Source organism: Streptomyces sp. NPDC039424 (assembly GCF_055639495.1).
This window is the reverse complement of sequence record NZ_JBVKAI010000001.1, coordinates 346,522-370,603: the sequence shown is the minus strand read 5'-3', so window position 1 is coordinate 370,603 and position 24,082 is coordinate 346,522. Positions and strand designations below refer to the sequence as shown.

The window sequence follows — 24,082 nt, the reverse complement described above, 5'->3', positions numbered from 1 at the left end:
CTTCCTTCGTGCGATCGGGTCAACCGCGGGCGGCGGCAAGGGATTCCCGCGCCGCGGCGGCGACGTTGTCGGCGGTGAAGCCGAACTCGGCGAACAGGGTGCCGGCGTCGGCGGAGGCGCCGAAGTGTTCGAGGGAGACGATGCGTCCGGCGTCGCCAACGAAGCGGTACCAGGTCAGACCGATACCGGCCTCCACGGCGACACGTGCCCGCACGGCGGGCGGAAGCACCCGGTCGCGGTACTCGCGCGGCTGCTCCTCGAACCACTCCACGGACGGCATCGACACCACCCGGGTGCCGACGCCCTCGGCCTCCAGCCGCTCCCGGGCGGCCACGGCGAGCTGCACCTCGGAGCCGGTGGCGATGAGGACGACGTCCGGGGTCTGGGTGGACGACTCCTCGAGGACATAGCCGCCGCGCGCCGCGTCCGGGTTCGGCGCGTACACCGGCACGCCCTGCCGGGTGAGCGCCAGTCCGTGCGGGGCCGGGTGGGTGGAGTGCCGGCGCAGGATCTCCGCCCAGGCGATGGCGGTCTCGTTGGCGTCGGCCGGGCGGACCACGTTCAGGCCCGGGATGGCGCGCAGCGAGGCCAGGTGTTCGACCGGCTGGTGGGTGGGGCCGTCCTCGCCGAGGCCGATGGAGTCGTGCGTCCACACGTAGGTCACCGGCAGCTGCATCAGCGCGGACATCCTGACGGCGTTGCGCATGTAGTCGGAGAACACCAGGAAGGTGCCGCCGTAGATCCGGGTGTTGCCGTGCAGGGTGATGCCGTTCATCTCCGCGGCCATCGAGAACTCGCGGATGCCGAAGTGGACGGTACGGCCGTACGGGTCCGCCTCCGGCAGCGGGTTGCCCTCGGGGAGGAACGAGCTGCCCTTGTCGATGGTGGTGTTGTTCGACCCGGCGAGGTCGGCGGAGCCGCCCCACAGCTCGGGCAGGACCGGGCCGAGCGCCTGCAGCACCTTGCCGGAGGCGGCGCGGGTGGCGACGGACTTGCCGGGTTCGAACACCGGTATGGCGTCCGCCCAGCCCTCCGGCAGCCGGCCGGCGACGACCCGGTCGAACAGCTCGGCGCGCTCCGGCTGGGCAGAACGCCACTCGGCGATCCGCTTGTCCCAGGCCGCGTGGTCCTCGGCGCCCCGGTCCAGGGCCCGGCGGGTGTGGGCGAGGACGTCGTCCGCGACCTCGAACGTCTTCTCGGGGTCGAAGCCGAGGATCCGCTTGGTCGCCGCGACCTCACCCTCGCCGAGCGCCGAGCCGTGCGCGGCCTCGGTGTTCCGCGCGTTCGGGGCGGGCCAGGCGATGATCGTGCGCATCGCGATGATGGAGGGGCGCTCGGTCTCGGCCTGCGCTGCCCCGAGCGCCGCGTACAGCGCGCGCACGTCGATGTCGCCGTCGTCGGCCGGCTCGATCCGCTGGGTGTGCCAGCCGTAGGCCTCGTACCGCTTCAGCACGTCCTCGGAGAAGGCGGTGGCCGTGTCGCCCTCGATGGAGATGTGGTTGTCGTCGTAGAGGAAGACGAGGTTGCCGAGCTTCTGGTGCCCGGCCAGGGAGGAGGCCTCGGCGGAGACGCCCTCCTGGAGGTCGCCGTCGGAGACGATCGCCCAGACGGTGTGGTCGAAGGGGGAGGAGCCCCGCGGGGCGTCCGGGTCGAACAGGCCGCGCTCGTAACGGGCCGCCATCGCCATGCCGACCGCGTTCGCGACGCCCTGGCCGAGCGGGCCCGTGGTGGTCTCCACGCCCGCGGTGTGCCCGTACTCCGGGTGGCCGGGCGTCTTCGAGCCGTGCGTGCGGAATGCCTTCAGGTCCTCCAGCTCCACCTCGTACCCGGCGAGGTGGAGCTGGGTGTAGAGGGTCAGCGAGGTGTGGCCGGGGGACAGCACGAAGCGGTCGCGGCCGGTCCACTCCGGGTCGGCCGGGTCATGCCGCATCACCTTCTGAAAGAGGGTGTACGCCGCCGGGGCCAGGCTCATCGCGGTGCCGGGGTGTCCGTTGCCGACCTTCTGCACGGCGTCGGCCGCCAGCAGGCGGGCGGTGTCGACGGCACGCCGGTCGAGTTCGGTCCATTCGAAGCTGTCCGGTGTCTGCGTGCTCATCTTCAAGAAATCCTCGATCCGAGCGGGAATCTGCTCTGACGCGTTCAAACTTAAAAGTCTGACTTTTACGGGGGAAGGTCGTCGTGTGTCAGCCTGTGGTGAAAGTGGGACACCCCAGGGCGGCGCGGCGCGGTACGGCGCGCCACCGAGACGGCACGAGAAGGACATGGCGGACACAACCCCCCAAGGCGCGGACGACGACGGCGCCGGTGACGACGGCGTTGACGGGATCAGAACCTTCCCCTTCCCGGTCGAACTCAGCGTCTGCGGCGTCGGCATGCAGATCGGCACCATGGGAACCGGCCGGACCTGGCACACCGAGGCGCCCCTGGACCGCGTGCACCGCATCGACTTCCACGTCGTGATGCTCTTCACCGGCGGCCCCGTACGCCACATGATCGACTTCGCCGAGTACGAGGCGACGGCCGGCGACCTGCTGTGGATCCGCCCGGGCCAGGTCCACCGCTTCTCGCGCACCAGCGAGTACCGCGGAACCGTGCTGACCATGCAGCCCGGCTTCCTGCCCCGTTCCACGGTGGAGGCGACCGGCCTGTACCGCTACGACCTGCCGCCCCTGCTCCGCCCCGACGAACCCCGGCTCACCGCCCTGGAGACGTCCCTCGCCCAGCTGCGGCGCGAGTACGAGGACACCGCGACGCTCCCCCTCGGCCTGCACACCTCGGTACTGCGCCACTCCCTCACGGCGTTCCTGCTGCGCCTGTCCCACCTCGCGGCCAGTTCGGCGGAGGCGGCCCGGCAGCAGGCCGACACGACGTTCACCCTCTTCCGCGACGCCGTGGAGAAGGGGTTCGCCACCAACCACAGCGTCAGCGCCTACGCCGACGCCCTCGGCTACTCACGCCGCACCCTCGTCCGCGCGGTCCGCGCCGCCACCGGCGAGACCCCCAAGGGCTTCATCGACAAACGCGTCGTCCTGGAGGCCAAGCGGCTCCTCGCCCACACGGACATGCCGACGGGCCGCGTCGGTGCGGCCGTGGGCTTCCCCGACGCGGCGAACTTCTCCAAGTTCTTCCACCTGCACACCGGCCAGACACCACTGGCGTTCCGGGCGGAGCTGCGTCAGCCGTGACGGCTACGACTCGACGCGCTCGGCCAGCCACGGCATCCGGCGCACCAGCGTGTCCCGCATCCGCGCCAGCGACTCGATCCGCTCCTCCAGTTCGGCCACCCGGCGCGCGCCGACCTCGTAGTTGGCGGCGCACGCCGGCGCGTACGCGAACACCTCGGGCAGATCGCTGTCGAGGTAGCGGACGAAGGACTTGACGTTCTCCACCGTGAACCCGGAGGCCAGCAGGTCCCGGACGTTGCGCACCCGGGTCTCGGCACCCGGCCCGTAGACCCGGTAACCGGCCGCCGTGCGCTCCGAGTCCAACAGGCCCTGCTCCTCGTAGTAGCGCAGGGCGCGGGTGGTGGTGCCGGTACGGGCGGCCAGGTCACCGATGAGCATCACAGTCGCCTCCGGGGGCTGCGGCATGGTGTATGCGAAAGTCGTATGCACAGCTGCACAGCTGCGCAGCGCCACAACTGCGCGGCTGCATACGGCATACCGTGCTGCACATTCTGTATGGAGCTCAACTGCCCAGTCGTACCACGGTCTTCCCGACGTACCGGCCCCGCACCAGGTCGAGGAGCGCACGCGGAGCGTTCGGCAGGCCGTCGATCACCGTCTCGTCGTAGACGATCGACCCGTCGCGCAGCCAGCCGCGGAACCGTTGCCCGAACTCGGCGGCCAGGTCCAGGTGGTCGCGGACGGTGAAGCCGCGGATCGTCAGCCGCTTGCCGAGCACGGTGAGCAGATCGCCGGGCCCGGCGTCGGGCCGGCCGGTGCTCTGCCGGTGCAGCGCGCCGCAGACGGCGATGCGGCCGTGGTCGTTCATCACCTCGACGGCGGCGCGCAGCTGCTCGCCGCCCACGTTGTCGAAGTAGACGTCGATGCCGTCGGGCGCGGCCTCGCGCAGCCGGTCGGCGATCGGACCGTCGTGGTGGTCGAAGGCCGCGTCGAAACCGAGCGTCCCGGTCAGATGGGCGACCTTCTCGGGCGAGCCCGCGCTGCCGATGACCCGGGCCGCCCCCATGAGCCGGGCGATCTGGCCGGCGAGGCCGCCGGTGGCGCCGGCCGCGCTGGAGACGAACACCGTGTCGCCGGGGCGCAGCCGGGCCGCCTCGACGAGTCCGGCGTAGGCGACCAGGCCGAAGCCCAGGTGCGGGGACGGGGTCGGGTAGGCGGCCCGGTCGACCTTGCGGAACGCCTCGGCCCCGGCGACCGCGTACTCCCGCCAGCCCAGCCGGTGCACCACCAGGTCTCCCGGGGCCAGGGAGAGCGCGGCCGAGGCGACGACCTCGCCGACGGCGTCCCCGTGCATCGGCTCGCCGATCTCGTAGCGCGGCAGGGGCAGTCCGGGCTCGTCGGCCATCAGCAGCAGCATGCCCGGGTCGAGCGACAGGAACAGGTTGCGGACCAGGACTTGTCCGGGGGCCGGGTCCGGCACGGGGACCTCGGTGATCTCGATGTCGCCGGGGGAGGGCAGGCCCTGGGGGCGGGAGGACAGGCGGGCCTCGAGGCCCGTGCGGTGGTTCACGGTCGCGGTCATGCCGGCGACGCTAGGGCTTGACCCGTACGTGAAGGTCAACCCCGGCGCCGCCGGCGGCGCCAAGGTCAGTGACCGAAGTCGAACCAGTTGACGTTCACGAAGTCCGCCGGCTGGCCGCTGGTGAAGGTCAGATAGACGTCGTGGGTGCCGGTGACGGAGCTGATGTTCGCCGGGATCGTCCTCCAGGACTGCCAGCCGCCCGTGTTGGCGACGGAGAAGCTGCCGACGGGTGAGCCGGTGCGGCTGTCCAGCCTGACCTCGACCAGTCCGCTGACACCGCCGGCCGCGCCGGAGGCGACCCGGGCGTAGAACTGCCTGGCCGCGGTGGAGCCGAAGTCGACGCCCTTGTAGAGCGCCCAGTCGCCGCTCGCGAGCGAGCCGATGTCCTGGCCGCCGCCGGTGTCGGTGGTGGTCTCGGTGGCCGTGCCCGAGTGGCTGTCGTACGACTCGGCCTGGATGGGGCTGTAGGCGTCCCGGTTGCCGGACGGCGGGGGTGTGGTGCCGCCGCCCGTCGAGCGGAGCACCTGCACATAGTCGACGGCCATCGGGTGGCCCGGCTCGGTGCCGCTGTCGGGGCCGCCGCCGAACGCCGCCGGGAAGCCGCCGCCCATGGCCACGTTGAGGATGATGAAGAAGCCGTGGTCGGTGGCGTTGGCCCAGGTCGTGGCGTCGACCTGGTTGGCCTTCACGGTGTGGAAGTTGACGCCGTCGAGGTAGAAGCGGATCTCCTCGGGGCTGGTCGAGCGGTCCCACTCCATGGCGTAGGTGTGGAAACCGGCCTGGCAGGTGGTGCCGGAACAGGAGGTGTTGCCGCCGATGCCGGAGGTCTCGTTGCAGGGTCCGCCCGGGTTGGTGCCGCAGTGCACGGTGGCCCAGTCGGTGTTCAGGCCCTGGACGTTCTCCATGATGTCCAGCTCGCCGACGCTCGGCCAGTTCTGGTAGTTGCCGCGGTAGGGCGCGCCCAGCATCCAGAACGCGGGCCAGTAGCCCTTGGCGGCGGCGCCGGTGACGTTGGGCAACTGTATGCGGGATTCCACGCGCAGTCTGCCGCCGGCCGGGGGCTGGAAGTCGGTGCGGGCGGTCTCTATGCGGCCCGAGGTCCAGTTGCCGGAGGCGTCGCGGCGCGGGGTGATGAGCAGGTTGCCGTTGCCGTCGAGGGAGACGTTGCTGGTGCTGGAGGTCATCGTCTCGACCTCGCCGGTGCCCCAGTTGGCGGCGCCGCCCGGATACGACGTGCCGGTGTCGTACTGCCAGGTGGAGGTGTTGACGCCGGTTCCCGCGGCGCCGTTGAAGTCGTCCAGGAACACCTGCGTCCAGCCGGAGGGCGGTGTGGGCGCGGAGGCGCTGGCGGGGAGGGTCGCGGCCGTGGCGGCGGAAGCCGCCAGGCCGAGCGTGGCGAGTACGGCGAGGAGTGCGCGGCGCAACGGGCGTTGTCCGGGTATGCCGGAGGGTTCGCTCATGGGAGGCCTCTCGGGTACGGAGTGGGGCGCGGGTGCTCTTGAGAGCGCTCTCAAGGTGCGGCCAATGTGCTCCACGGCCCTCCGGTCGTCAAGAGTTAAAGCAAGGAAAGTCTTTTCTTTGCCGGGGAGTTCATGCGGTGAAGCCGCGTGTGCGCCGGGGGGTCTCAGAGCGCGCTCCCGGTCTTCCAGTCCGCCCAGGAAAGGTTCCAGCCGTTGAGGCCGTTGGCCGGGTCGACCGTCTTCTCGCCCGAGTTCTTCACGATCACCACGTCGCCGAGCATCGAGCTCTCGTAGAACGTGTAACCGGCCACGGAGGTGTCGTTCGCCCCCTTGGTGTCGTGCAGGCCGACGCAGCCGTGGCTGGTGTTCTGGTGGCCGAACACCGCTGTCGACGCCCAGTAGTTGCCGTGGACGAAGGTGCCGGAGGCGGTCAGGCGCTGGGCGTGCGGTACATCCGAGATGTCGTACTCGTCGCCGAGTCCGACCGTGGACGACTCCATGCGCGTCTGCTGGAACCGCTCGCTGATCACCATGATCCCGGACCAGGTGGTGTGGTCGGAGGCGCCGCCGGAGACGGGGTAGGTGGCGACGGTCGCGCCGTCGCGCCGCACCGTCATCCGCTTGGTGGCCAGGTCGACCGTGCTGATCTGCTCGCGGCCGATATGGAATACGACATCCTTTGACTGCATACCGTATACGCCATCCGCTCCCTCGACGTCCTTCAGCCGCAGGCTGAGCGTGACCTTCGTGCCGGGGGCCCAGTACGTCTCCGGCCGGAAGTCCAGCCGGGTGTCGCTGAACCAGTGCCCGACCACCTCGACGGCGGGCTCGGCGGTCACCGTGATCGCCTTTTGCACGGCGGCCCGGTCCGTGACGGCGTGCGTGAAGTTGATCGAGACCGGCATGCCGACGCCGGAGGTGGAGCCCGCCTCGGGTGTGAAGTAGCCGACGAACGTCGCGCCGGGGGACTTGGTGGTGAACGTGGTCACCGTCTCCTCGGCGGCGCCCCGCGCCTTGGCCGTCACCGTGTACCTCGTCCCCGAGTACGGGTTCTTCGCCGACGTCCACTTGGTGCGGGCGTCGTTGTAGGAGCCCGGCAGGGTGGCGCCGTCGTTGCCGGTGACCTCGACGGACGCCAGGGTGCCGTCGGCGACGGTGACCTCGACGGGGCTGGTGAAGCCGGCCTTCTTGGTGCCGGCCGCGGGTGTGACGGTGATCGTCGCCTTCTTGGTCGTCGCCGCCCGCGCGGACGCGGTCGCGCCGGTGTCCTCCGGGGCGTCCGAGGAGGAGCCGCAGCCGGCGAGGAGGGCGGCGGGTGCGGCTGCGAGGACGCCGAGTATCCCGCGCCGGGACCACGTCCGCGCCCGCTGTCCGGCCCGGTTCGATATGTGCGAGACGCCCACGACACGCCTTCCTGAGTTGTCCGTCGGTGCGTGGGCATCCTGCGTGGGTTGTCTGGGTTGATTCTTTGAATCCGAGGGGTGCTCCCTGAGATTCCGGTGAGGACCGTCGGGGCTCCGTCCCGCCTCCGCTCTACTGGGGACAGGGTGGACCGGCGCGGGAACCGGCGAGGCTGCGGGACCACCGCCTGCCGTGTCGATGCCCGGCGGCGCTCAGGACGTACGCTCCGGCTGCCAGCCGAGGGCACGGGAGATCCCGCGTGCGGCCACCCGCACCGCGGGCGCCAACACCGGTACCTGCGCGGCCCGTTGTGGTACGACGACGGAGACGGCGGCGACCACGGCCCCACCCGGTCCGCGTACGTCGGCTGCCACCGACAGCGCGTCCTCGGTCACCTGACGGTCACTCACCGCCACTCCCGTGCGCCGTACTTCGGCGAGCACCCGGCGCAGTCGGGCCGGATCGGTGATGGTGTACGGGGTGAAGGAGGCGGGGGCGCCGGCGCAGTACTCCTCCTGGAAGCCGGGGTCGGCGTGCGCCAGCAGCGCGAGACCGACCCCGGTGGCGTGCAGGGGCCAGCGTGCGCCGACCCGGATGTGCACGCCGACCGCCGAACGCCCCGAGATCCACTCGATGTAGACCACGTCGGACCCGTCCCGCACCGCCAGCTGTACGTTCTCGTGCGTCGCCTCGTACAGGTCCTCCAGGTACGGCAGCGCGATCTGCCGCAGTGCCAGACCGCGCGGCGCCAGGGCCGCGATCTCCCACAGCCTGAGCCCCACGTGGTAGACGCCGCCGGCGTCCCGCTCCAGCGCGCCCCACTCGGTGAGCGCCGCGACCAGCCGGTGCGCGGTGGTGAGGGTGAGCCCCGCCCGGCGGCTGATGTCCGTCAGGCACAGCGCCGGATGCTCGTGGTCGAACGCGGCGAGCACCGACAGCAGCCGGTCCGGCGCGGAACGGACGGTCATCGCGGGGTGCCCCCTTCCAGCGGTGCGGCCCTAGGAGAGCCCGTCCTCGGCGACCCGCAGCAGCAGCGCGTGCAGCGTCTCCCGCTCGGCCGGATCCAGCGGGGCCAGCAGCTCCCCGGTGACGCGCAGCCCCGCCTCGTCGGTGTCGCGCAGGAAGGCCCGGCCCTGGCCGGTGAGGACGACGATGCGGCTGCGGCGGTCGTCGGGGGCGGGGCGGCGCTCGGCGAAGCCCAGCTTCTCCAGGTCGTCGACCAGGCCGACGATCGCGCTCGGGTCGTAGCCGAGCCGGGTGCTCAGCTCGCGCTGGAGGGCGCCCTCGGAGGTGGCGAGGAAGCGCAGCAGCGCGTAGTGGCGCAGACGCAGGCCCGACTCCTGCAGGAAGGCGTTGAACAGCTGCCCGGAGCGCAGGCCCAGCCGGTACAGCAGGTAGCCGGTGTCGGCGTGCAGCCCGCGCATCCACGGCTCCTGTGCGTCGAGGCTGGGGTTCGGGGCGTGCTGGCGGGTGATGGCGGTCTCCCTCGTTCGGTGGGGGGCTGGGCTGCAAGCATGCCGCACCCGTAGGTTCGGGACAACTATTGACGTCAACAATTATTGCTCTTAGCTTCGATCTCGAAGCCGCAGCAGCACCGCCGCACCACGGGGCAGCTCCGCATCGCCCTGTGCCTCGCCTTGTGAAGGGACTCGCCCGTGTCCACCATTGATCTCACCGGCAAGGCCGCCGTCGTCACCGGCAGCGGCCGGGGCCTCGGCCTCGCCTACGCGCACGCCCTCGCCGCCCACGGTGCCCGCGTGGTCGTCAACGACATCGACGAGGCCGTGGCCGAGCAGGCCGTGAAGTCGATCACCGAAGCCGGCGGCACGGCCGTCGCCGAGGTGGTCCCGGTCGGCACCGCCGAGGCCGCCGACCGGCTCGTCGGCCGCGCGGTCGAGGAGTTCGGACGGCTGGACGTGCTGGTCACCAACGCGGGCATCCTGCGCGACAAGGTGCTGTGGAAGATGACGGACGACGACTTCGACGCGGTGGTCACCACCCATCTGAAGGGCACCTTCACCTGCGCCCGCGCCGCCGCCGTCCGTATGCGCGAGCAGGGCGAGGGCGGCACCCTGATCCTGGTCGGCTCGCCGGCCGGACAGCGCGGCAACTTCGGCCAGACGAACTACGCCGCCGCCAAGGCCGGCATCGCCGCCTTCGCCCGCACCTGGTCGATGGAACTGGGCCGCGCGGGCATCACCGTCAACGCGATCGTGCCGGTCGCCGCGACCGCGATGACCGAGACGATCCCCGCCTTCGCCCCCTACATCGAGGCCATGAGGAACGGCGAGCCGCTCCCGGACTTCCTCCGCAAGGGCGAGGGTTTCGGCACCCCCGAGGACTGCGCGGCGCTGGTCCCGTTCCTCGCCTCAGAGGCCGCCCGCGGCATCACGGGCCAGGCCATCGGCATCGGCGGCGACAAGGTGGCACTCTGGTCCCATCCGCAGGAGATCAAGGCGGCCTACGCCGACGGCGGCTGGACCCCCGGCACCCTGGCCGACGCCTGGCCCACCTCGGTCGGCGCCGAACTCCAGAGCGTCGGCATCCCCGCCCCGAAGTTCCCGGAGGCCTGACCATGGCGACCCTCAGCGTCGAGGATCTCGTCGCGATCGACGTCCACACCCACGCGGAGGTGTCCTCCAAGGGCCACTCCTCCCTGGACGACGACCTGCACGACGCCTCCTCCGCCTACTTCAAGGTCGAGGGCAAGCGGAAGCCCACCCTGGAGGAGACGGCCGCCTACTACCGCGAGCGGAGGATGGCCGCCGTGATCTTCACGGTGGACGCCGAGTCCGCGACCGGCACCGAGCCGGTGCCCAACGAGGAGGTCGCCGAGGCGGCCGCCGCCAACGCGGACGTCCTCATCCCCTTCGCCTCCATCGACCCCTTCCGGGGGAAGACGGGCGTGAAGCAGGCCCGCCGGCTGGTCGAGGAGTACGGGGTCAGGGGCTTCAAGTTCCACCCCAGCATCCAGGGCTTCTTCCCCAACGACCGCTCGGTGGCGTACGACCTGTACGAGGTGATCGAGGAGACGGGCACGATCGCCCTGTTCCACACCGGCCAGACGGGAATCGGCGCCGGGATGCCCGGCGGCGGCGGGATCCGCCTGAAGTACTCCAACCCGCTGCACGTGGACGACGTCGCCGCGGACTTCCCGCACCTGAAGATCATCCTGGCGCACCCGTCCTTCCCCTGGCAGGACGAGGCCCTCGCCGTCGCCACGCACAAGCCGGGCGTGCACATCGACCTGTCCGGCTGGTCGCCGAAGTACTTCCCGCCGCAACTGGTGCAGTACGCCAACACGCTGCTGAAGGACAAGGTGCTCTTCGGCTCCGACTTCCCCGTCCTGACCCCCGACCGCTGGCTCGCCGACTTCGAGAAGCTGTCGATCAAGGACGAGGTCCGGCCGAAGATCCTCAAGGAGAACGCCGCCCGTCTGCTCGGGCTGACGAAACCGTGAAGGGGGCGTCAGATGCGCAATGAGGGACTGGGATCGTGGCCCGCCCGCCGGGCCCGCAAGACCCCGCACCGCACCGCCCTGGTACACGGTGAGCAGTCCACCGACTACCGCACACTGTATACACGCACCACGCGTCTGGCCCACGCCCTGCGCGCCCGGGGCGTCCGCCGCGGCGACCGCATCGCCTACCTCGGCCCCAACCACCCCTCCTATCTGGAGACGCTGTTCGCCGCGGGCACCCTCGGCGCGGTCTTCGTCCCCCTCAACACCCGCCTCGCCGGACCCGAGATCGCCTACCAGCTCGCCGACTCCGGAGCCAAGGCCCTCGTGTACGGCCCCTCGCACGCCGGGCTCGTCGCCGGACTGCCCGGGGAGACCGACGTACGCACGTACCTCGAGGTGGGCGCCGAGTACGAGGAGGCGGTGGCCGCCGCCCCGCGGGATCCCATCGACGAACCGGTGACCGCCGACGACACCTGCCTCATCATGTACACCTCGGGGACGACCGGCCGCCCCAAGGGCGCGATGCTCACCCACGGCAACCTCACCTGGAACGCCGTCAACGTGCTCGTCGACCACGACCTGATCGCCGGCGAACGCGCCCTGGTCTCCGCCCCGCTGTTCCACACCGCGGGCCTCAACATGCTCACCCTGCCGGTGCTGCTCAAGGGCGGCACCTGCGTCCTGGTCGAGGCCTTCGACCCGGAGGCGACCTTCGACCTGATCGAACGGCACCGGATCACCTTCATGTTCGGCGTGCCCACCATGTTCGACCAGGTGGCCCGGCATCCCCGCTGGGCGAGCGCCGACCTGTCCTCGCTGCGGATCCTCACCTGCGGCGGCTCACCCGTCCCGACCCCGCTGATCGCCGCCTACCAGGAGCGGGGCCTGACCTTCCTCCAGGGCTACGGCATGACCGAGGCCGCGCCCGGGACCCTGTTCCTGGACGCCGAGCACGCCGTCAGCAAGGCGGGCTCGGCGGGCGTGCCGCACTTCTTCAGCGACGTACGGGTGGCTCGGCCGGACCTCACCCCGGTCGGTACCGGCGAGACCGGTGAGATCGTGGTGCGCGGGCCGCACGTCATGCCCGGCTACTGGGGGCTGCCCGAGGAGACGGCCGCCTCCTTCGCGGACGGCTGGTTCCGCAGCGGGGACGCGGCACGGGTCGACGAGGACGGCTACGTGTACATCGTCGACCGTATGAAGGACATGATCATCTCCGGTGGGGAGAACGTCTACCCCGCCGAGATCGAGGACCGGCTGCTGGCCCACCCCGACATCGTCGAGTGCGCGGTCATCGGCGTGCCGGACGACAAGTGGGGCGAGGTGCCGCGCGCGGTCGTCGTGCCCCGTGAGGGCGCCGCCCTCGACCCCGACGAGGTGCTGGCCTCCCTGGCCGGCCGACTCGCCAAGTACAAGATCCCCAAGTCGGTGGTGGTCGCGGACGAACTCCCGCGCACCGCCTCCGGAAAGCTCCTCAAGTCCCGGGTGCGCCAGCGCTTCGGCAACCAACTCCCCTAAGGAACAAGGTACTCATGAGCGTCACCGTCAACGGCCTGGACGAACTGAAGAAGCTGGCCGGCAGCGACCTCGGCACCAGCGAGTGGATCGAGGTCACCCAGGAGCGCATCGACACCTTCGCCGACGCCACCGGCGACCACCAGTGGATCCACGTCGATCCGCAGCGGGCCGCCGAGGGGCCGTTCGGGGCACCCATCGCCCATGGCTACCTGACGCTGTCCCTGTTCATCCCGCTCTTCACCGAGCTGCTGGACGTCCAGGGGGCGACGACCAAGGTCAACTACGGCCTGAACAAGGTCCGTTTCCCCGCACCCGTCAAGGTCGGCTCCCGGATCCGCCTGGCGGCACGGCTGGCGGAGGTCGAGGACGTACCCGGCGGGGTGCAGATCACCGTCGACGGCACCATCGAGATCGACGGCGGCGGGAAGCCCGCCGCCGTCCTGCAGAGCCTGTCGCGGTTCTACGCCTGACGTCGACTGTCTACACGTCGACTGTCTACGATTTTCGTCTCCTGTATGCGCCGTCAGGCGCCTGCCACGTCGACGAAGACCGGGTTGGAGTAGAACCACGTGTCGGCCCACGGGTCACCGTTCCCGGGCTCGTGGGGGATCGGGCCGTGCGGGTCGACGGCCGCGCCCAGGTAGCCCGTACCGTGCCGGTTTCCGTCGCTGCCGCGCAGCCGGAGATAGAAGGACTCGGCGCCCGCGGTCAGCGGGACGCGCAGCGTGTACGTGCCCGTGCGGCCGCCGACGTCCTCGGTCCGTACGACCCTGGTGTCCGGCGCCCGCCAGGCGTCCCGGTCGGCGACGGGACCCCGCACCGCGCCCCGGATCACGTCCACCTGCGCCAACTCGGGGAGGATCCCGTGGGGGTTGGTCCGGGAGGCGGTGGTCACGGTGACGTACAGCGTGAGCTTCTCGCCCTTGCGGACGCGCAGCCGGCCGCCGAGCGTGACGCCCCGCCCGTGGTCGCGGTCCCGCTTCAGCCGGACGTCGAGCCCGTCCAGCAGGTGCCCGTGGTCCACCCACACACGGCCCGCGCGCAGGCCCGCCATCACCGCGCGGTAGCCGTGGCGGGTGACGCCGACATGGGTGCGGCTGAACTGGCCGGGCCAGAAGTCGCTGCCGGGCTGCGGGGTGTCGGTGTCGACCGGGTCCGGCAGCCTGCCGGTGTTGTCGAAGTTCTGGCCCGGCGGCCAGTCGCCGTTCCTCCAGGTGTCGAAGACGATCCGGTGGGCGTCGGAGTTGGTGGTGACGGAGAACAGCCGGCCCTCGGCGAGCATCGAGTCCCACAGGCCGCCGACGGTCGCGGTCGCCCAGTCGAAGCCGCCGTAGGTGAGGTAGGCGTCCGCCGGGTATCCGGCGAAGGAGTTGGCGGACGGCTTGTTCTCGTACTCGCCGCGGATCGACGTCGCCGAGCGCCAGCCGGGGATGGCCGCGCCCTGCGCGCCCGGCGCGCCCTCCATGCCGATCATGATCTCGGGGGCCGCGTCCCGCCAGGCGCGCATCTCGTGCGGGGAGTCGATGCCGAGCCGCAGGGGGTGGTTGGCGAGGACGAGGACGTCGTCGACGTAGCCGGTGCGGCGCTGCCGGGCCAGCCACTGGATGGCCTTGACGGCGTGGGCCTCGTTGCGGGCGGTGTTGCCGTTGTCCGGGGCGCCGTCGGTGTAGCCGAGCAGTTTGCCGTCGTAGGCGCTCTCGAACCGGGTGAGCAGGTCCACCTCGTGCGGCCCGGGGGCGGCGAAGACGGTGCCGTGCTCGGCGGCCGGGATGTACCACTCCAGGCCCTGGAAGATCAGCTGGCGCGGGTTCTCGGCGCGGGCCCTGGCGATCTCGTCGTGCTCCAGCGGGGCACCGTACCGCGCGTGCCCGAAATTGGAGTGTTCGGTGAACACCATCCAGTCCAGGCCGTACTCGGCGCCCTTGGCGGCCAGTTGGGAGAACGTGTACTTCGCGTCGTGGCTGTAGACGGAGTGGATGTGGTGGTCTCCGACGAGGTAGGCCAGGCACGGGTCCTCGCCGCCGAGGCCCTGCCGCTCGGCGGCGACCGCGGGCACGGCCGCCGGGCCGAGGGCGAACGCCGCACCGAACAGACCTGCTCTGCAGAGGAGTTGACGGCGTGAGACGCCCTGCGCGTCCAGACGGGCGGGGGAGACGGACGGGTCGGCCCAGGCGGGCAGCTGCTGCTCGGTCATGGTGATCCTCGAAAACCGGGGGGTCAGTGGTTCATGAACGACGCGACGGGCAGCGCCCGTTCGACGATGCGGACGTCGCCGAGGCGGCCGTGCAGGATCTGGTCGATCTTTCCGCCGTACTCGTAGCCGCCGAGCAGCCAGGGAAGGCCCACGGAGGTGATGCCGGTGGCCACCGCCTTCGGGTTGCGGACGACCGGGCAGCCCTCGACGTACAACGTGGTGTGCCGGCCGTCGCTGACGACCGCGAGATGCCACCAGGTCTTAAGCGGGGTCTCCTGGCCCCAGTTGGTCGCGATGCCCTCCTGATTCAGCGGACGCATCGCCCACTGCGGCTCGCGGTCGTTGGACAACGACAGGGTGGCGAGCGGCTCGTCCGGGTCGTCGGCGCTCTTGCCCGCGGCGCCGCCCGTCCCCGCACGGCTGACGAGTCCGGACCACGCGTGGTGGTCCGGGTCCCAGTCGGCGGGGAGGCGGTAGAACGCCTCGATGGTGTAACCGTCCCTGAACGTCGCCCTGTTGAGGGGGGCGCCGTCGACGGTGCGCAGGTACGCGCCCTTCAGCGGCGACTTGAAGCCCTGGAACTCCAGGCTGCCGTGGCCCGGCTGGTCGGGGTGGTGGTCCGAGGACCAGGTCAGCGCGCCGCCGCCCACCGTCACCAGGGTGAGGTCGTTGCCGCGCCCGGACAGGTCCCTGACCGTCCCGGTCACGGCCGCCCCGTCGTCGTGCCCGTCGAAGCGCCAGTAGGCGACCGTGTCGGGGACGACCACCTTCGACGCGGGCCGCGCCCCACGCGCGGGCACCGGGTCGAAACCGGTGAAGCGCGCGGCGAAGTCGATACCGACCGAGAACCGGTCCGCGTCGCCGCTCAGCTCGATCTCCTGCCGCTCCAGCTCGTTGAGCCCCTTCGCGGCCCGGCCCAGGATCCAGGGGGAGACCGTCTCCACGTCGATGACGTTCCGGTCCAGGTCGAAGCGGTAGAGGCGGATCATCGCCGCGCCGCCGAAGTAACGGTTCTGATAGTTCGTCAGGTGGAGGTGTACGTCGTTGCCCGCCGCGTTCTTACGGGTCGCGCGGGCGGCGGGCCAGTAGTGGCCGCCCAGCGCGAGGAAGATCTGGTCGTGGTCGGCGATCAGCCGGTCCCACAGCTGCTGCCCGTACGCGGACAGCGAGTCGTCCTCGACGACCAGTTCGTGCGTGGTGAGGACGACCGGTGTCCTCGGGTACCGGGCGAGGACGTCCTCGGCCCAGGCGTAGCCCTTCTCCGACAGCCGCCAGTCCAGGGCGAGCACCATCCACTCCCGCCCGGCGGCCTCGAACAGGTGGTAGGTGTTGTACCCGTCCGACGAGGCGCCCCCGAACGTCGGCCTGCCCTCGAGGCGCCGCGGCCCGAACGCGTCCAGGTACGGCGTCGGGCCGCGCTGGTCGTCCGTCGACGACTTCACGTCGTGGTTGCCGGCCAGGACGCTGTAACCGACGCCCCGCCGGTCCAGGATCCCGAACGCCTCGCCGATCGCGGCGAATTCGTCCTTGGCGCCGTTCTGGGTGAGGTCGCCGAGGTGGGACAGGAAGACGAGGTTGTCGTCCTTGCCGTGTTCCAGCAGATAGCGCAGGGACGCCTCCACCGGCGCCTTGTCGATGCTCGGCCCGTCGAAGAGGTACTGGGTGTCGGGCATCACGGCGAGGGTGAAGCGCCGGCTCTTCGGGTCGGGCCGCCAGCCGCTTCCCGCAGCCGCTTCGGCGGCGACGGCCGGCAGCGCGGCCCCGGCCGCGGCGGCGGCCCCGAGCAGCGCGGTGGCCCTGAGGAAACCGCGTCTTCCGGCACCGGCCTGCGGGGCCTCGCCCTGGGGGTGGTCATGCGAAGTACACACGTGCGCTCCGTGAGGATGGTGAAGCCGGGGAATTCAGAGAACGCGCAGCGTCCAGCTCCAGTGATGGACGCCCGCGGGGACCAGGTGGGAGGGTGCGGTGTCGGGGCCGCAGGACGCGGTGCCCACTCCCCGGTGGGCCGCGTCGATGTGCACCACGCACCCGGGGCGCGGCACCAGTTCGTCGTGGTGGGCGGCGGCGGTCAGGTCCTCGGCGCGGTAGCGGGTGACGGACACCTGGCGCGGCTCGTCCAGCTCGACCGCGAGACCGGTGGCGTCGGGTGCCGACAGCGTGAAGCGCCGTACGCCGTGCCGGCCGCCGCTCTCCTGCGGCCGCAGATACGGCGTGAACAACTCGTCGACGGGCCGCGCGTAGTGGCCGACGGGCGCCCCGGTGCTGCGGTCCGGGTACGACTCCCAGGGACCCTGCCCGAACCACTCCAGCAGATCCAGGCCCGCCACCGTCTCGAAGACCGACCCGACCCGCGCCACGTCGTCGAACTCCTCCGGCAGCTCGGCCGACTCCGTCACCCGGATACCGCCCTCGACGGGCGTGAACTCCTGCCGGTGCCTGACGACGCCGACCGTGCCGGCGTACTCGGCGAGCACGGTCACCCCGCCGCCCGCACGGTGCACGGAGGCGACCTTGCGGACGAGGGCGTCGAGCCCCCACGCCCGCCAGCGCGGGGCGATGCCGCCGAGCTCGTCGTTGTCGGTGGGCGCCCGCCACAGGGACAGGGTGGGGGCGGCGGTCAGCAGCGGGTGGACGAGGAGGCCGTCGGTGTCGACCTCGACGGGCCGGAGCGCGGCGGCTGCCGAGGGCCGGTCCGCGACCGGGACCGGGCCGGCCGCCCGCAGCCGCACCTGCGGTGCGCACACCTCGGTACCGCGCGGCGCCCACGCCTCGTCCCGGGCCGTCGTCACCCGCAGGGTCAGCCATGCCTCGCCGCCGTCCTCGGGCAGCTCGAAGGGGAGCGGCACCGCCGCCGTCTCGCCCGGCCGCAGGTCGGGCAGTGCGGCCGGCGCGGTCAGGGTGCGGCCGTCGGCCAGGGACAGCTCCCACTCGGCGGCCAGCCAGTCCAGGCCGCGGAAGTGCTGGTGGTTGGCGAGGACCAGCCCCTCGTGCCGGAAGCACCGGATCCGGAGCGGCGCTGCGATCTCCCGGTGCTCGTACAGGGCGGGCTTGGGGGTGCGGTCCGGGAAGACGACCCCGTCCGCGACGAACGCGCCGTCGTGGACGCGCTCGCCGAAGTCGCCGCCGTACGCCCACCGGTGGCCGGGCGCGGTGACACCGTTCGCACACAGCCCGGCGCCCCCGCGCCCGACCGGTCTTCCGTCACTCACGCGCTGCAGGATTCCGTGGTCCCAGAACTCCCAGATGAAGCCGCCCTGAAGACCCGGGGTGGACTCGATGGCGGCCCAGTGGTCGGCGAGGGTGCCGTTGCTGTTGCCCATGGCGTGCGAGTACTCGCACTGGATGAGCGGCTTGGTCTGCTCGCCGGACAGGGCGTGCGCCACGCAGTCCTCGATCGGCGCGTACATGGGACAGGCGATGTCGGAGGCCAGGTCCGGATCCGCCCAGCCGCGCTTGGCGGCGCCCTCGTACTGCAGGGGCCGGGTCGGGTCGTGCCGCCGCACCCAGCCCGCCGCCGCGTCGTGGTTCGCGCCGTAGTCGGATTCGTTGCCGAGCGACCAGATGATCACCGACGGGTGGTTCTTGTCCCTGAGCACCATCCGCGAGACGCGGTCGACGAAGGCGTTCAGATAGCGCGGGTCGTCGGCGATCTCGTGGGCGTGGTCGTGGGACTCGATGTCCGCCTCGTCGACGACGTAGAAGCCCAGTTCGTCGGCGAGGTCGTACAGGGAGGGGTCGTTCGGGTAGTGGGAGGTGCGGATCGCGTTGAAGCCGAAACGCTTCAGCAGGGTGAGGTCCGCGCGCATGTCCTCGTACGACACCGTCCGGCCGGTCAGCGGGTGGAAGTCGTGCCGGTTGACGCCCCGGATGAACACCCGCTCGCCGTTGACCAGCAGGTCCCGGCCGACGACCGCCACGTCACGGAAGCCGACACGGTGGCGGGAGGTGTCGGCGACCGTGCCGTCCACGCGGTGCAGCCGGACGGTCAGACCGTACAGCTCGGGCGTCTCGGCGTTCCAGGTGCGCACCTCGGGGACGGTGGCCACCAGGCGCGCCTCACCGAGGAAGTAGGAGACCCGGTCGTCCTCGGCGTTGCCCCGGTCGAACTCGGCGTCCTGCGCGAGGAGCCGGCCGTCCAGTTCACCGCTGACGTACCACCCCTCGGGCAGCGCCCCGCCGCGCGCGTCCCGCACCTGGCAGTCCACGCGCAGCTCGCCGTCCCGCCGTGCCCGCACGGTCACATCGGCCAGGTGCAGCGGGTCCGTCGCGTACAGCAGGACCGAACGGGTGATCCCGGCGTGCCACCAGTGGTCCTGGTCCTCGATGTGCGAGGCGTCCGACCACTTCACCACCGTCAGCCGCAGGACCGACCGCCCGCCGGGACGCACCACACCCGTGAGGTCGAACTCGGCCGCCAGATGGGAGTCCTTGGAGATGCCGACGGGGCGCCCGTCCACGTGCACCAGCAGGACGCTCTCGGCGGCCCCGACCTGGAGCACGATGCGGCGTCCGGCCCACTGGGCGGGCACATCCACCTCGCGCTCGTACACGCCTGTGGGGTTGGCGGCGGGCGACCGCGGGGGGAATTCCGCATACGGCATACGGACGTTCGTGTACTGGGGCAGGTCGACGATCGCATGCCGGAGTTCGTCGATCGTATGCGCCGATTCGCCCCTCGTATGCGCCGGATCGTCGATCCTATGCGGCGGTCCGGCGATCGTATGCGGCGTCGCGCCGGCCGTATTCGGCGGTCCGTCGACCGTATGCGGCAGTCCGCCGCCCGTGTCCTGCATGGTCCAGGCGCCAGGGACCTGAGCCGAGGACCACGCACCGCCGACCGGCGCGTCCGGAGCGGGCAGCAACTGGAAGCGCCAGTCGCCGTCCAGGGAGAGGGCTCCGGAGCGCCGGTCGACGGCGTTCATCGGCAGCCGTCCCCAGGAGGTCACCTCGGGCGCCTCCCAGGGGCGCAGCGCCAGCAGCGGGTCCAGGAGCGGGTCCATCAGCGGATGGCCCCCTTGGCCAGGTCGCCGATGATCTGCCGGGCGCCGATCGCGAACACGATCAGCAGGGGGACGAGGGCGAGCAGCGCGCCGGTCATGACCATCCCGTAGTCGGTGGTGCCGTGGGTGCCGTTCAGCTGGGACAGCGCGACCTGGAGGGTGACGTTGTCCGGGTTGGTGAGGGCGATCAGGGGCCAGGCGTAGTCGTTCCACTGGCCCATGAAGGTGAAGATGCCGAGGAAGGCCAGGCCCGGGCGGACGACCGGGAGGGCCACGTGCCAGTACTGGCGCAGGAAGTGCGCGCCGTCGATGCGGGAGGCGTCCAGCAGTTCGTCGTGGATGGCGCCCCGCATGTACTGGCGCATCCAGAAGATGCCGAATGCGTTGGCCGCCGCCGGGACGATCAGTGACGTCATGGAGCCGATCCAGCCGAGCTTCGCCATGATCACGAACTGAGGGATGGCCGCCAGTTGCGCGGGCACCATGAAGATGACCATCAGCAGGGCGAACAGCACCCTGCGGCCGGGGAACTCGAACTTGGCGAAGACGAAGGCCGCCAGCGAGTCGAAGAACAGGACCAGGAAGGTCACCGAGCCCGCCACGAGCAACGAGTTGAACATCGAGCCGAAGAAGTCGATGTTGTCGAAGAGGTGGCGGGCGTTCTGCAGGAAGTGCGAGCCGGGCAGCAGCTTCGGCGGGTACGAGAAGATCTCCGACGAGGTGTGCGTCGACATGATCACGGCCCAGTAGAACGGGAAGGCCGACAGCAGCAGCCCGACGACCAGGACGGCGTGGAGCGCGATACCCCGGCCGCGTGTGCCCCTGGTGGGCTTCGGCCGCCGTGTGCTGTGGATGGATGCCATGGTGAGCGGCCTCCCTAGTCTTCGCCCCGGCGCTGCACCAGGCGCCAGTTGATGATCGAGAAGATGATGACGACGAGGAAGATGCCCCAGGCCACGGCGGCGCCGTAGCCGAAGTCGTTGTTGTCGAAGGTCTGCTGGAAGAAGTAGAGGACCATGGTCCGGCCCGCGTGGTCCGGGCCGCCGGAGAACGTCGAGTCGTTGGAGGTGTTCTGCAGCAGCACCTGCGGTTCGGAGAAGCTCTGCAGACCGGTGACCGTCGAGACGACGAGCACGAACAGCAGCACCGGCCGCAGCATCGGTAGCGTGATCCGGAAGAACGTCTGCACGGGCCCGGCGCCGTCCATGCGCGCCGCCTCGTACAGTTCGCTGGGGACGGTCTGCAGTCCGGCGAGGAAGATGATCGCGTTGTAGCCGGTCCACTGCCAGGTCATCAGCGTGGCGATGGCGATCTTGATGCCCCACGGCGTGTTCAGCCAGGCCACCTGGTCCAGGCCCACCGCCTGCAACAGGGCGTTGGCCAGGCCGAAGTTGGTGGAGAAGACCGAGCCGAAGATGATGGCGACGGCCACGACCGAGGTGACGTTCGGCAGGAAGTAGGCGAAGCGGTAGACGTTCTTGAAGCGGACCGCCGAGTTGAGCATCACGGCCGTCACCATCGCCAGGAAGATCATGGGGAAGGTGGCCAGCGCCCAGATGATGATCGTGTTCCCGATGGAGCTCCAGAAGTCGGAGTCGCTCAGCAGGTACGCGTACTGGGAAAAGCCCGCCCACTCCATCGAGCCGAGGCCGTCCCAGCGGTGGAAGGACAGATAGAGCGAGAAGCCGACGGGGATCAGGCCGAAGCCGAGGAACAGCAGATAGAAGGGGGAGATCGCGGCGTACAGGTGCCAGTACTTGCGCAGGCCCTGCCGGGACCGCACGACGGTCGCGTCCACGACGGCCGCCGGGGGCTTCTCCAGAGCGGGGGCGGTGGCCATCAGTGGCTCACCCCCAGGTGGTCCGCTATGCGCCGGCACTTGCTCATGGCGTCACTCCAGGCCTTCTTCGGGTCCTTGCCGAGGACGCCGACGTTCTTGATCTCGTCCTTGATGGGCTGCCCGAGCGCCACGTCGTACGGGCTGTTGTAGGCGACCGCGATCTTCTGCGCGGCGGGGCCGAAGACGTCCATCGTGACCTGGCCGCCGAAGAAGGGATCGGGTTCGCGTACCTGCTTCAGGTCGTAGGAGGCGGGGGTGGAGGGGAAGAGCCCGGCGTCGACGAAGCCCTGCGCCTGGTTCGCCGCGTCGAGGACCCAGGTGATGATCTCGAAGGCCTGCTCGGGCTCCCGGCACGCCTTGGTGATCGACAGGAACGAGCCGCCGTTGTTCGCGGGCCGCACGGGCATGTCGGCCACCCGCCATCTGCCCTTGGTCTTCGGCACACCGGTCTTGAGGTCACCGGTGGCCCACGAGGCGCCCAGCTGGCTGGGGAGCTTGCCGTCCTCCACCGCCGACAGCTGGTCGGGGGTGCCGGTGACGAGGTCCGAGACGATCTTGCGCCGCTTGGCCTCCACGGCCAGCGCCCAGGCGTGGCGCACGTGCTCCTGGTCGCCGATGAAGTGGCGGTCCTTGTCGACGTACCGCTTGCCGCCCTGCTGCACCGCGTTCTCGAAGACGGCGTTGACGTCGGTGAGCAGACAGGTCCCGGGGATCCGCTTCCTCAGCTGCTGGCCCGCCGCGAAGAACTTCTCCCAGGTGTTCAGCTCCTTGGAGACGTCGGCGGGTTCGTACGGCAGTCCCGCCCTGCGGAAGACCTCGTACTGGTAGAGGTGCGCGACCGGCCCGCAGTCGATCGGGAAGCCGATCATGCGGCCGTCGTCGGCGATGCCCTGGTCCCACTTCCATGACAGGTACTGGCTCTTGTACTTGTCCGCGCCCAGGGTCCGCAGGTCGACGAACTGGCCGGCGTTGGGCAGGTAGGACGCCATGTCCTCGCCCTTGAGGCCGGCGATGTCGGGGATATGGGCCCGGCCGGCCATGGTGGTGATCAGCTTGGAGCGGTAGTAGCCCCCGATCTGGATGGCCCGCAGGTTGACCGAGCTGTCGTAGCGGGCCTCGGCCCTCTTGACGACCGTGTCGCTCAGGCCGCCGGTCCAGTACCACAGGACCATGTTCCGGCCGGTCGAACCGGTCGGGACGGCGCAGCCGGACGCCAGGCCGCCGAGCGCCGTGGCGGCCGTACCGGCCAGCCCCGCGCGGAGCAGGCCCCTTCGTGAGAGCCGCACCGCTCCCACCGCCTTTCGGATCTCTTCGTTGTTTCGCACACGTACGGGTGGGATCAGTGCTGTCGTGCGGGAGGGGTGACGGGGGCGTATCCGACCGGAGGACCGGGGTCCTTCGGCAGCCGGTCCGTGAGGAAGCCGTACGCCCGTCTGAGGTCGGGGTCGGTCAGCGAGTGCCACCAGCGGTCGACGCCGTACCAGCCGGGGGCCGCGAGCGCCCCGCCGTGGTGCTGGACGGACAGCCCGGCGGCGAGCACGGCGAACCGCAGCCGTTCCTGGAGCGGCCAGCCGCCGAGCGAGGCCGCGACGAAGCTCGCGCCGAAGACGTCGCCGGCGCCGGTGGCGTCCAGGACCTCGAGGTCGAGTGCGGGCACCTCGGCGTACTCGCCGGTCGTCTGGTCGACGGCGACCGCGCCGTCCCCGCCGCGCGTGACCACGGCGACCGGCACCAGCTCGGCGAGCGTGCCGAGGGCCGCCACCGCGCTGTCGGTACGGGTGTATGCCGTCGCCTCGGTCTCGTTGGGGAGGAAGGCGTGGCACAGGGAGAGCTGGTCGAGGAGGTCGGAGGACCATCGCTGGGTGGGGTCCCAGCCGACGTCGGCGTAGATCTGCGTGCCGTTCGCGGCGGCCTTGGCGAGCCAGGCGCGCGGTTCGGCCTCGATGTGCACGAGGGCCGTGCGTGCCCCGGGCGGGTCGCCCATCAGGTCGTCCTGCGAGTACGGAGGCTCCTGGCCGTGGGTGACGAGGGCCCGGTCGTGGACGGGGGGCCCGCCGCTCGCACGGGGCCCGGGGTGGGGGAGGGCGAGGGAGACCGTGACGGGGGTGGGCCAGCCGTCGGCGGTACGGGAGAGTGTGAGGTTCACGCCTTCCCGGCCGGCCAGGACCTCGTGGCAGTGGACGCCGTAGAAGTCGTCGCCGAAGACCGTGGCCAGCGAGGTGTTCAGGCCGAACCGGGAGGCGGCCACCGCCAGGTTGGCTATGCCGCCGGGGCCGCAGCCCATCCCCGTCGTCCAGATCTCCTCGCCGGGTGTCGGCGGTTTGCCCAGCCCGGTGAGGACGAGGTCGTAGAAGAGCAGCCCGGTCAGCAGCACATCGGGCCGGTCGTCGTCCACGGATGCGTCCTCTCGTCAGAACTCTTCAAATTCGATGCCCGGAATCGTGCGCCGCTCCCGCGACTCTGGTCAATACTCGAGCAGAAGTGAGCATAGAAATGATT

The 24,082-nt window shown here is 70.9% G+C and carries 19 protein-coding genes; 5 read left to right on the top strand and 14 right to left on the bottom strand.

The annotated features are described in order from the left end of the window. Positions 1–19: 19 nt before the first annotated feature. Complete coding sequence (gene tkt, locus ACZ7L0_RS01760) at positions 20–2,095, bottom strand: transketolase (RefSeq protein WP_471240390.1); 2,076 nt, start codon at positions 2,093–2,095, stop codon at positions 20–22. A 166-nt stretch (positions 2,096–2,261) separates the two neighbouring features. On the opposite strand from tkt, the gene ACZ7L0_RS01755 reads away from it, so the two are divergent. Beyond that, entirely contained in the window at positions 2,262–3,185 is a 924-nt protein-coding gene (locus tag ACZ7L0_RS01755; protein WP_471240389.1) for a helix-turn-helix domain-containing protein, read from the top strand. Between the two features lie 3 nt (positions 3,186–3,188). Here the strand turns inward: ACZ7L0_RS01755 and ACZ7L0_RS01750 are convergent, their stop codons facing one another. The 6 genes from ACZ7L0_RS01750 to ACZ7L0_RS01725 all read right to left on the bottom strand — a co-directional run bounded on the left by ACZ7L0_RS01750 (position 3,189) and on the right by ACZ7L0_RS01725 (position 8,992). Next, positions 3,189–3,563 carry a MerR family transcriptional regulator gene (locus ACZ7L0_RS01750; RefSeq protein WP_471240388.1) on the bottom strand — a complete coding sequence of 125 codons (375 nt, stop codon included), beginning with the start codon at positions 3,561–3,563 and terminating at the stop codon, positions 3,189–3,191. A gap of 124 nt (positions 3,564–3,687) precedes the next feature. Next, complete coding sequence (locus ACZ7L0_RS01745; RefSeq protein ID WP_471240387.1) at positions 3,688–4,707, bottom strand: NADP-dependent oxidoreductase; 1,020 nt, start codon at positions 4,705–4,707, stop codon at positions 3,688–3,690. A gap of 65 nt (positions 4,708–4,772) precedes the next feature. After that, the gene (locus ACZ7L0_RS01740; protein ID WP_471240386.1) at positions 4,773–6,167 is read right to left on the bottom strand and encodes a glycoside hydrolase family 16 protein; all 1,395 of its coding nucleotides are present in this window, start codon (positions 6,165–6,167) and stop codon (positions 4,773–4,775) included. Between the two features lie 164 nt (positions 6,168–6,331). Continuing rightward, positions 6,332–7,570 carry a L,D-transpeptidase gene (locus ACZ7L0_RS01735; protein ID WP_471240385.1) on the bottom strand — a complete coding sequence of 413 codons (1,239 nt, stop codon included), beginning with the start codon at positions 7,568–7,570 and terminating at the stop codon, positions 6,332–6,334. Between the two features lie 210 nt (positions 7,571–7,780). Continuing rightward, on the bottom strand, positions 7,781–8,536 hold the full coding sequence (locus ACZ7L0_RS01730; protein ID WP_471240384.1) for an IclR family transcriptional regulator: 756 nt from the start codon (positions 8,534–8,536) through the stop codon (positions 7,781–7,783). A gap of 30 nt (positions 8,537–8,566) precedes the next feature. Further along, positions 8,567–8,992: a MarR family winged helix-turn-helix transcriptional regulator gene (locus tag ACZ7L0_RS01725; RefSeq protein WP_471240383.1), complete on the bottom strand. Its 426-nt coding sequence runs from the start codon at positions 8,990–8,992 to the stop codon at positions 8,567–8,569. A 231-nt stretch (positions 8,993–9,223) separates the two neighbouring features. On the opposite strand from ACZ7L0_RS01725, the gene ACZ7L0_RS01720 reads away from it, so the two are divergent. From ACZ7L0_RS01720 to ACZ7L0_RS01705, 4 genes are read left to right on the top strand one after another with little or no spacing between them, the layout of a single operon-like run. After that, complete coding sequence (locus ACZ7L0_RS01720) at positions 9,224–10,141, top strand: SDR family NAD(P)-dependent oxidoreductase (RefSeq protein ID WP_471240382.1); 918 nt, start codon at positions 9,224–9,226, stop codon at positions 10,139–10,141. Between the two features lie 2 nt (positions 10,142–10,143). Beyond that, positions 10,144–11,028 carry an amidohydrolase family protein gene (locus ACZ7L0_RS01715; RefSeq protein ID WP_471240381.1) on the top strand — a complete coding sequence of 295 codons (885 nt, stop codon included), beginning with the start codon at positions 10,144–10,146 and terminating at the stop codon, positions 11,026–11,028. 12 nt (positions 11,029–11,040) lie between these two features. Continuing rightward, positions 11,041–12,549 (top strand): acyl-CoA synthetase, encoded by a 1,509-nt coding sequence (locus ACZ7L0_RS01710; RefSeq protein WP_471240380.1) that lies wholly within the window; start codon positions 11,041–11,043, stop codon positions 12,547–12,549. A 14-nt stretch (positions 12,550–12,563) separates the two neighbouring features. Next, positions 12,564–13,019, top strand: a complete 456-nt coding sequence (locus ACZ7L0_RS01705) for a MaoC family dehydratase (protein WP_471240379.1) — start codon at positions 12,564–12,566, stop codon at positions 13,017–13,019. A gap of 53 nt (positions 13,020–13,072) precedes the next feature. On the opposite strand, the gene ACZ7L0_RS01700 is transcribed toward ACZ7L0_RS01705, so the two are convergent. The 7 genes from ACZ7L0_RS01700 to ACZ7L0_RS01670 are packed head-to-tail and all read right to left on the bottom strand — an operon-like array spanning position 13,073 to position 23,978. Then, complete coding sequence (locus tag ACZ7L0_RS01700) at positions 13,073–14,743, bottom strand: PHP domain-containing protein (protein ID WP_471240378.1); 1,671 nt, start codon at positions 14,741–14,743, stop codon at positions 13,073–13,075. A gap of 23 nt (positions 14,744–14,766) precedes the next feature. Continuing rightward, positions 14,767–16,611 (bottom strand): LamG-like jellyroll fold domain-containing protein, encoded by a 1,845-nt coding sequence (locus ACZ7L0_RS01695; protein WP_471240377.1) that lies wholly within the window; start codon positions 16,609–16,611, stop codon positions 14,767–14,769. A 33-nt stretch (positions 16,612–16,644) separates the two neighbouring features. Further along, positions 16,645–19,743: a glycoside hydrolase family 2 TIM barrel-domain containing protein gene (locus ACZ7L0_RS01690; protein ID WP_471240376.1), complete on the bottom strand. Its 3,099-nt coding sequence runs from the start codon at positions 19,741–19,743 to the stop codon at positions 16,645–16,647. Beyond that, entirely contained in the window at positions 19,743–20,606 is an 864-nt protein-coding gene (locus ACZ7L0_RS01685; RefSeq protein WP_471240375.1) for a carbohydrate ABC transporter permease, read from the bottom strand. The genes ACZ7L0_RS01690 and ACZ7L0_RS01685 overlap by 1 nt, the downstream gene beginning before the upstream one ends. A gap of 14 nt (positions 20,607–20,620) precedes the next feature. Beyond that, the gene (locus ACZ7L0_RS01680) at positions 20,621–21,583 is read right to left on the bottom strand and encodes a carbohydrate ABC transporter permease (protein ID WP_471240374.1); all 963 of its coding nucleotides are present in this window, start codon (positions 21,581–21,583) and stop codon (positions 20,621–20,623) included. Continuing rightward, a complete protein-coding gene (locus ACZ7L0_RS01675; protein WP_471240373.1) occupies positions 21,583–22,869 on the bottom strand; it encodes an ABC transporter substrate-binding protein in 1,287 nt (428 codons plus the stop codon). The genes ACZ7L0_RS01680 and ACZ7L0_RS01675 overlap by 1 nt, the downstream gene beginning before the upstream one ends. Before the next feature lie 53 nt (positions 22,870–22,922). Continuing rightward, entirely contained in the window at positions 22,923–23,978 is a 1,056-nt protein-coding gene (locus ACZ7L0_RS01670; RefSeq protein WP_471240372.1) for a carbohydrate kinase family protein, read from the bottom strand. Between the last annotated feature and the right edge of the window lie 104 nt (positions 23,979–24,082).

Excerpts from the sequence above, each read along its gene's own strand:
- tkt (WP_471240390.1), bottom strand. The coding sequence starts at position 2,095 with ATGAGCACGCAGACACCGGACAGCTTCGAATGGACCGAACTCGACCGG.
- ACZ7L0_RS01725 (WP_471240383.1), bottom strand. The coding sequence starts at position 8,992 with ATGCGCGGGCTGCACGCCGACACCGGCTACCTGCTGTACCGGCTGGGC.
- ACZ7L0_RS01705 (WP_471240379.1), top strand. The coding sequence starts at position 12,564 with ATGAGCGTCACCGTCAACGGCCTGGACGAACTGAAGAAGCTGGCCGGC.
- ACZ7L0_RS01730 (WP_471240384.1), bottom strand. The coding sequence starts at position 8,536 with ATGACCGTCCGTTCCGCGCCGGACCGGCTGCTGTCGGTGCTCGCCGCG.
- ACZ7L0_RS01745 (WP_471240387.1), bottom strand. The coding sequence starts at position 4,707 with ATGACCGCGACCGTGAACCACCGCACGGGCCTCGAGGCCCGCCTGTCC.
- ACZ7L0_RS01685 (WP_471240375.1), bottom strand. The coding sequence starts at position 20,606 with ATGGCATCCATCCACAGCACACGGCGGCCGAAGCCCACCAGGGGCACA.
- ACZ7L0_RS01715 (WP_471240381.1), top strand. The coding sequence starts at position 10,144 with ATGGCGACCCTCAGCGTCGAGGATCTCGTCGCGATCGACGTCCACACC.
- ACZ7L0_RS01700 (WP_471240378.1), bottom strand. The coding sequence starts at position 14,743 with ATGACCGAGCAGCAGCTGCCCGCCTGGGCCGACCCGTCCGTCTCCCCC.
- ACZ7L0_RS01755 (WP_471240389.1), top strand. The coding sequence starts at position 2,262 with ATGGCGGACACAACCCCCCAAGGCGCGGACGACGACGGCGCCGGTGAC.
- ACZ7L0_RS01750 (WP_471240388.1), bottom strand. The coding sequence starts at position 3,563 with ATGCTCATCGGTGACCTGGCCGCCCGTACCGGCACCACCACCCGCGCC.
- ACZ7L0_RS01680 (WP_471240374.1), bottom strand. The coding sequence starts at position 21,583 with ATGGCCACCGCCCCCGCTCTGGAGAAGCCCCCGGCGGCCGTCGTGGAC.
- ACZ7L0_RS01710 (WP_471240380.1), top strand. The coding sequence starts at position 11,041 with ATGCGCAATGAGGGACTGGGATCGTGGCCCGCCCGCCGGGCCCGCAAG.
- ACZ7L0_RS01690 (WP_471240376.1), bottom strand. The coding sequence starts at position 19,743 with ATGGACCCGCTCCTGGACCCGCTGCTGGCGCTGCGCCCCTGGGAGGCG.
- ACZ7L0_RS01740 (WP_471240386.1), bottom strand. The coding sequence starts at position 6,167 with ATGAGCGAACCCTCCGGCATACCCGGACAACGCCCGTTGCGCCGCGCA.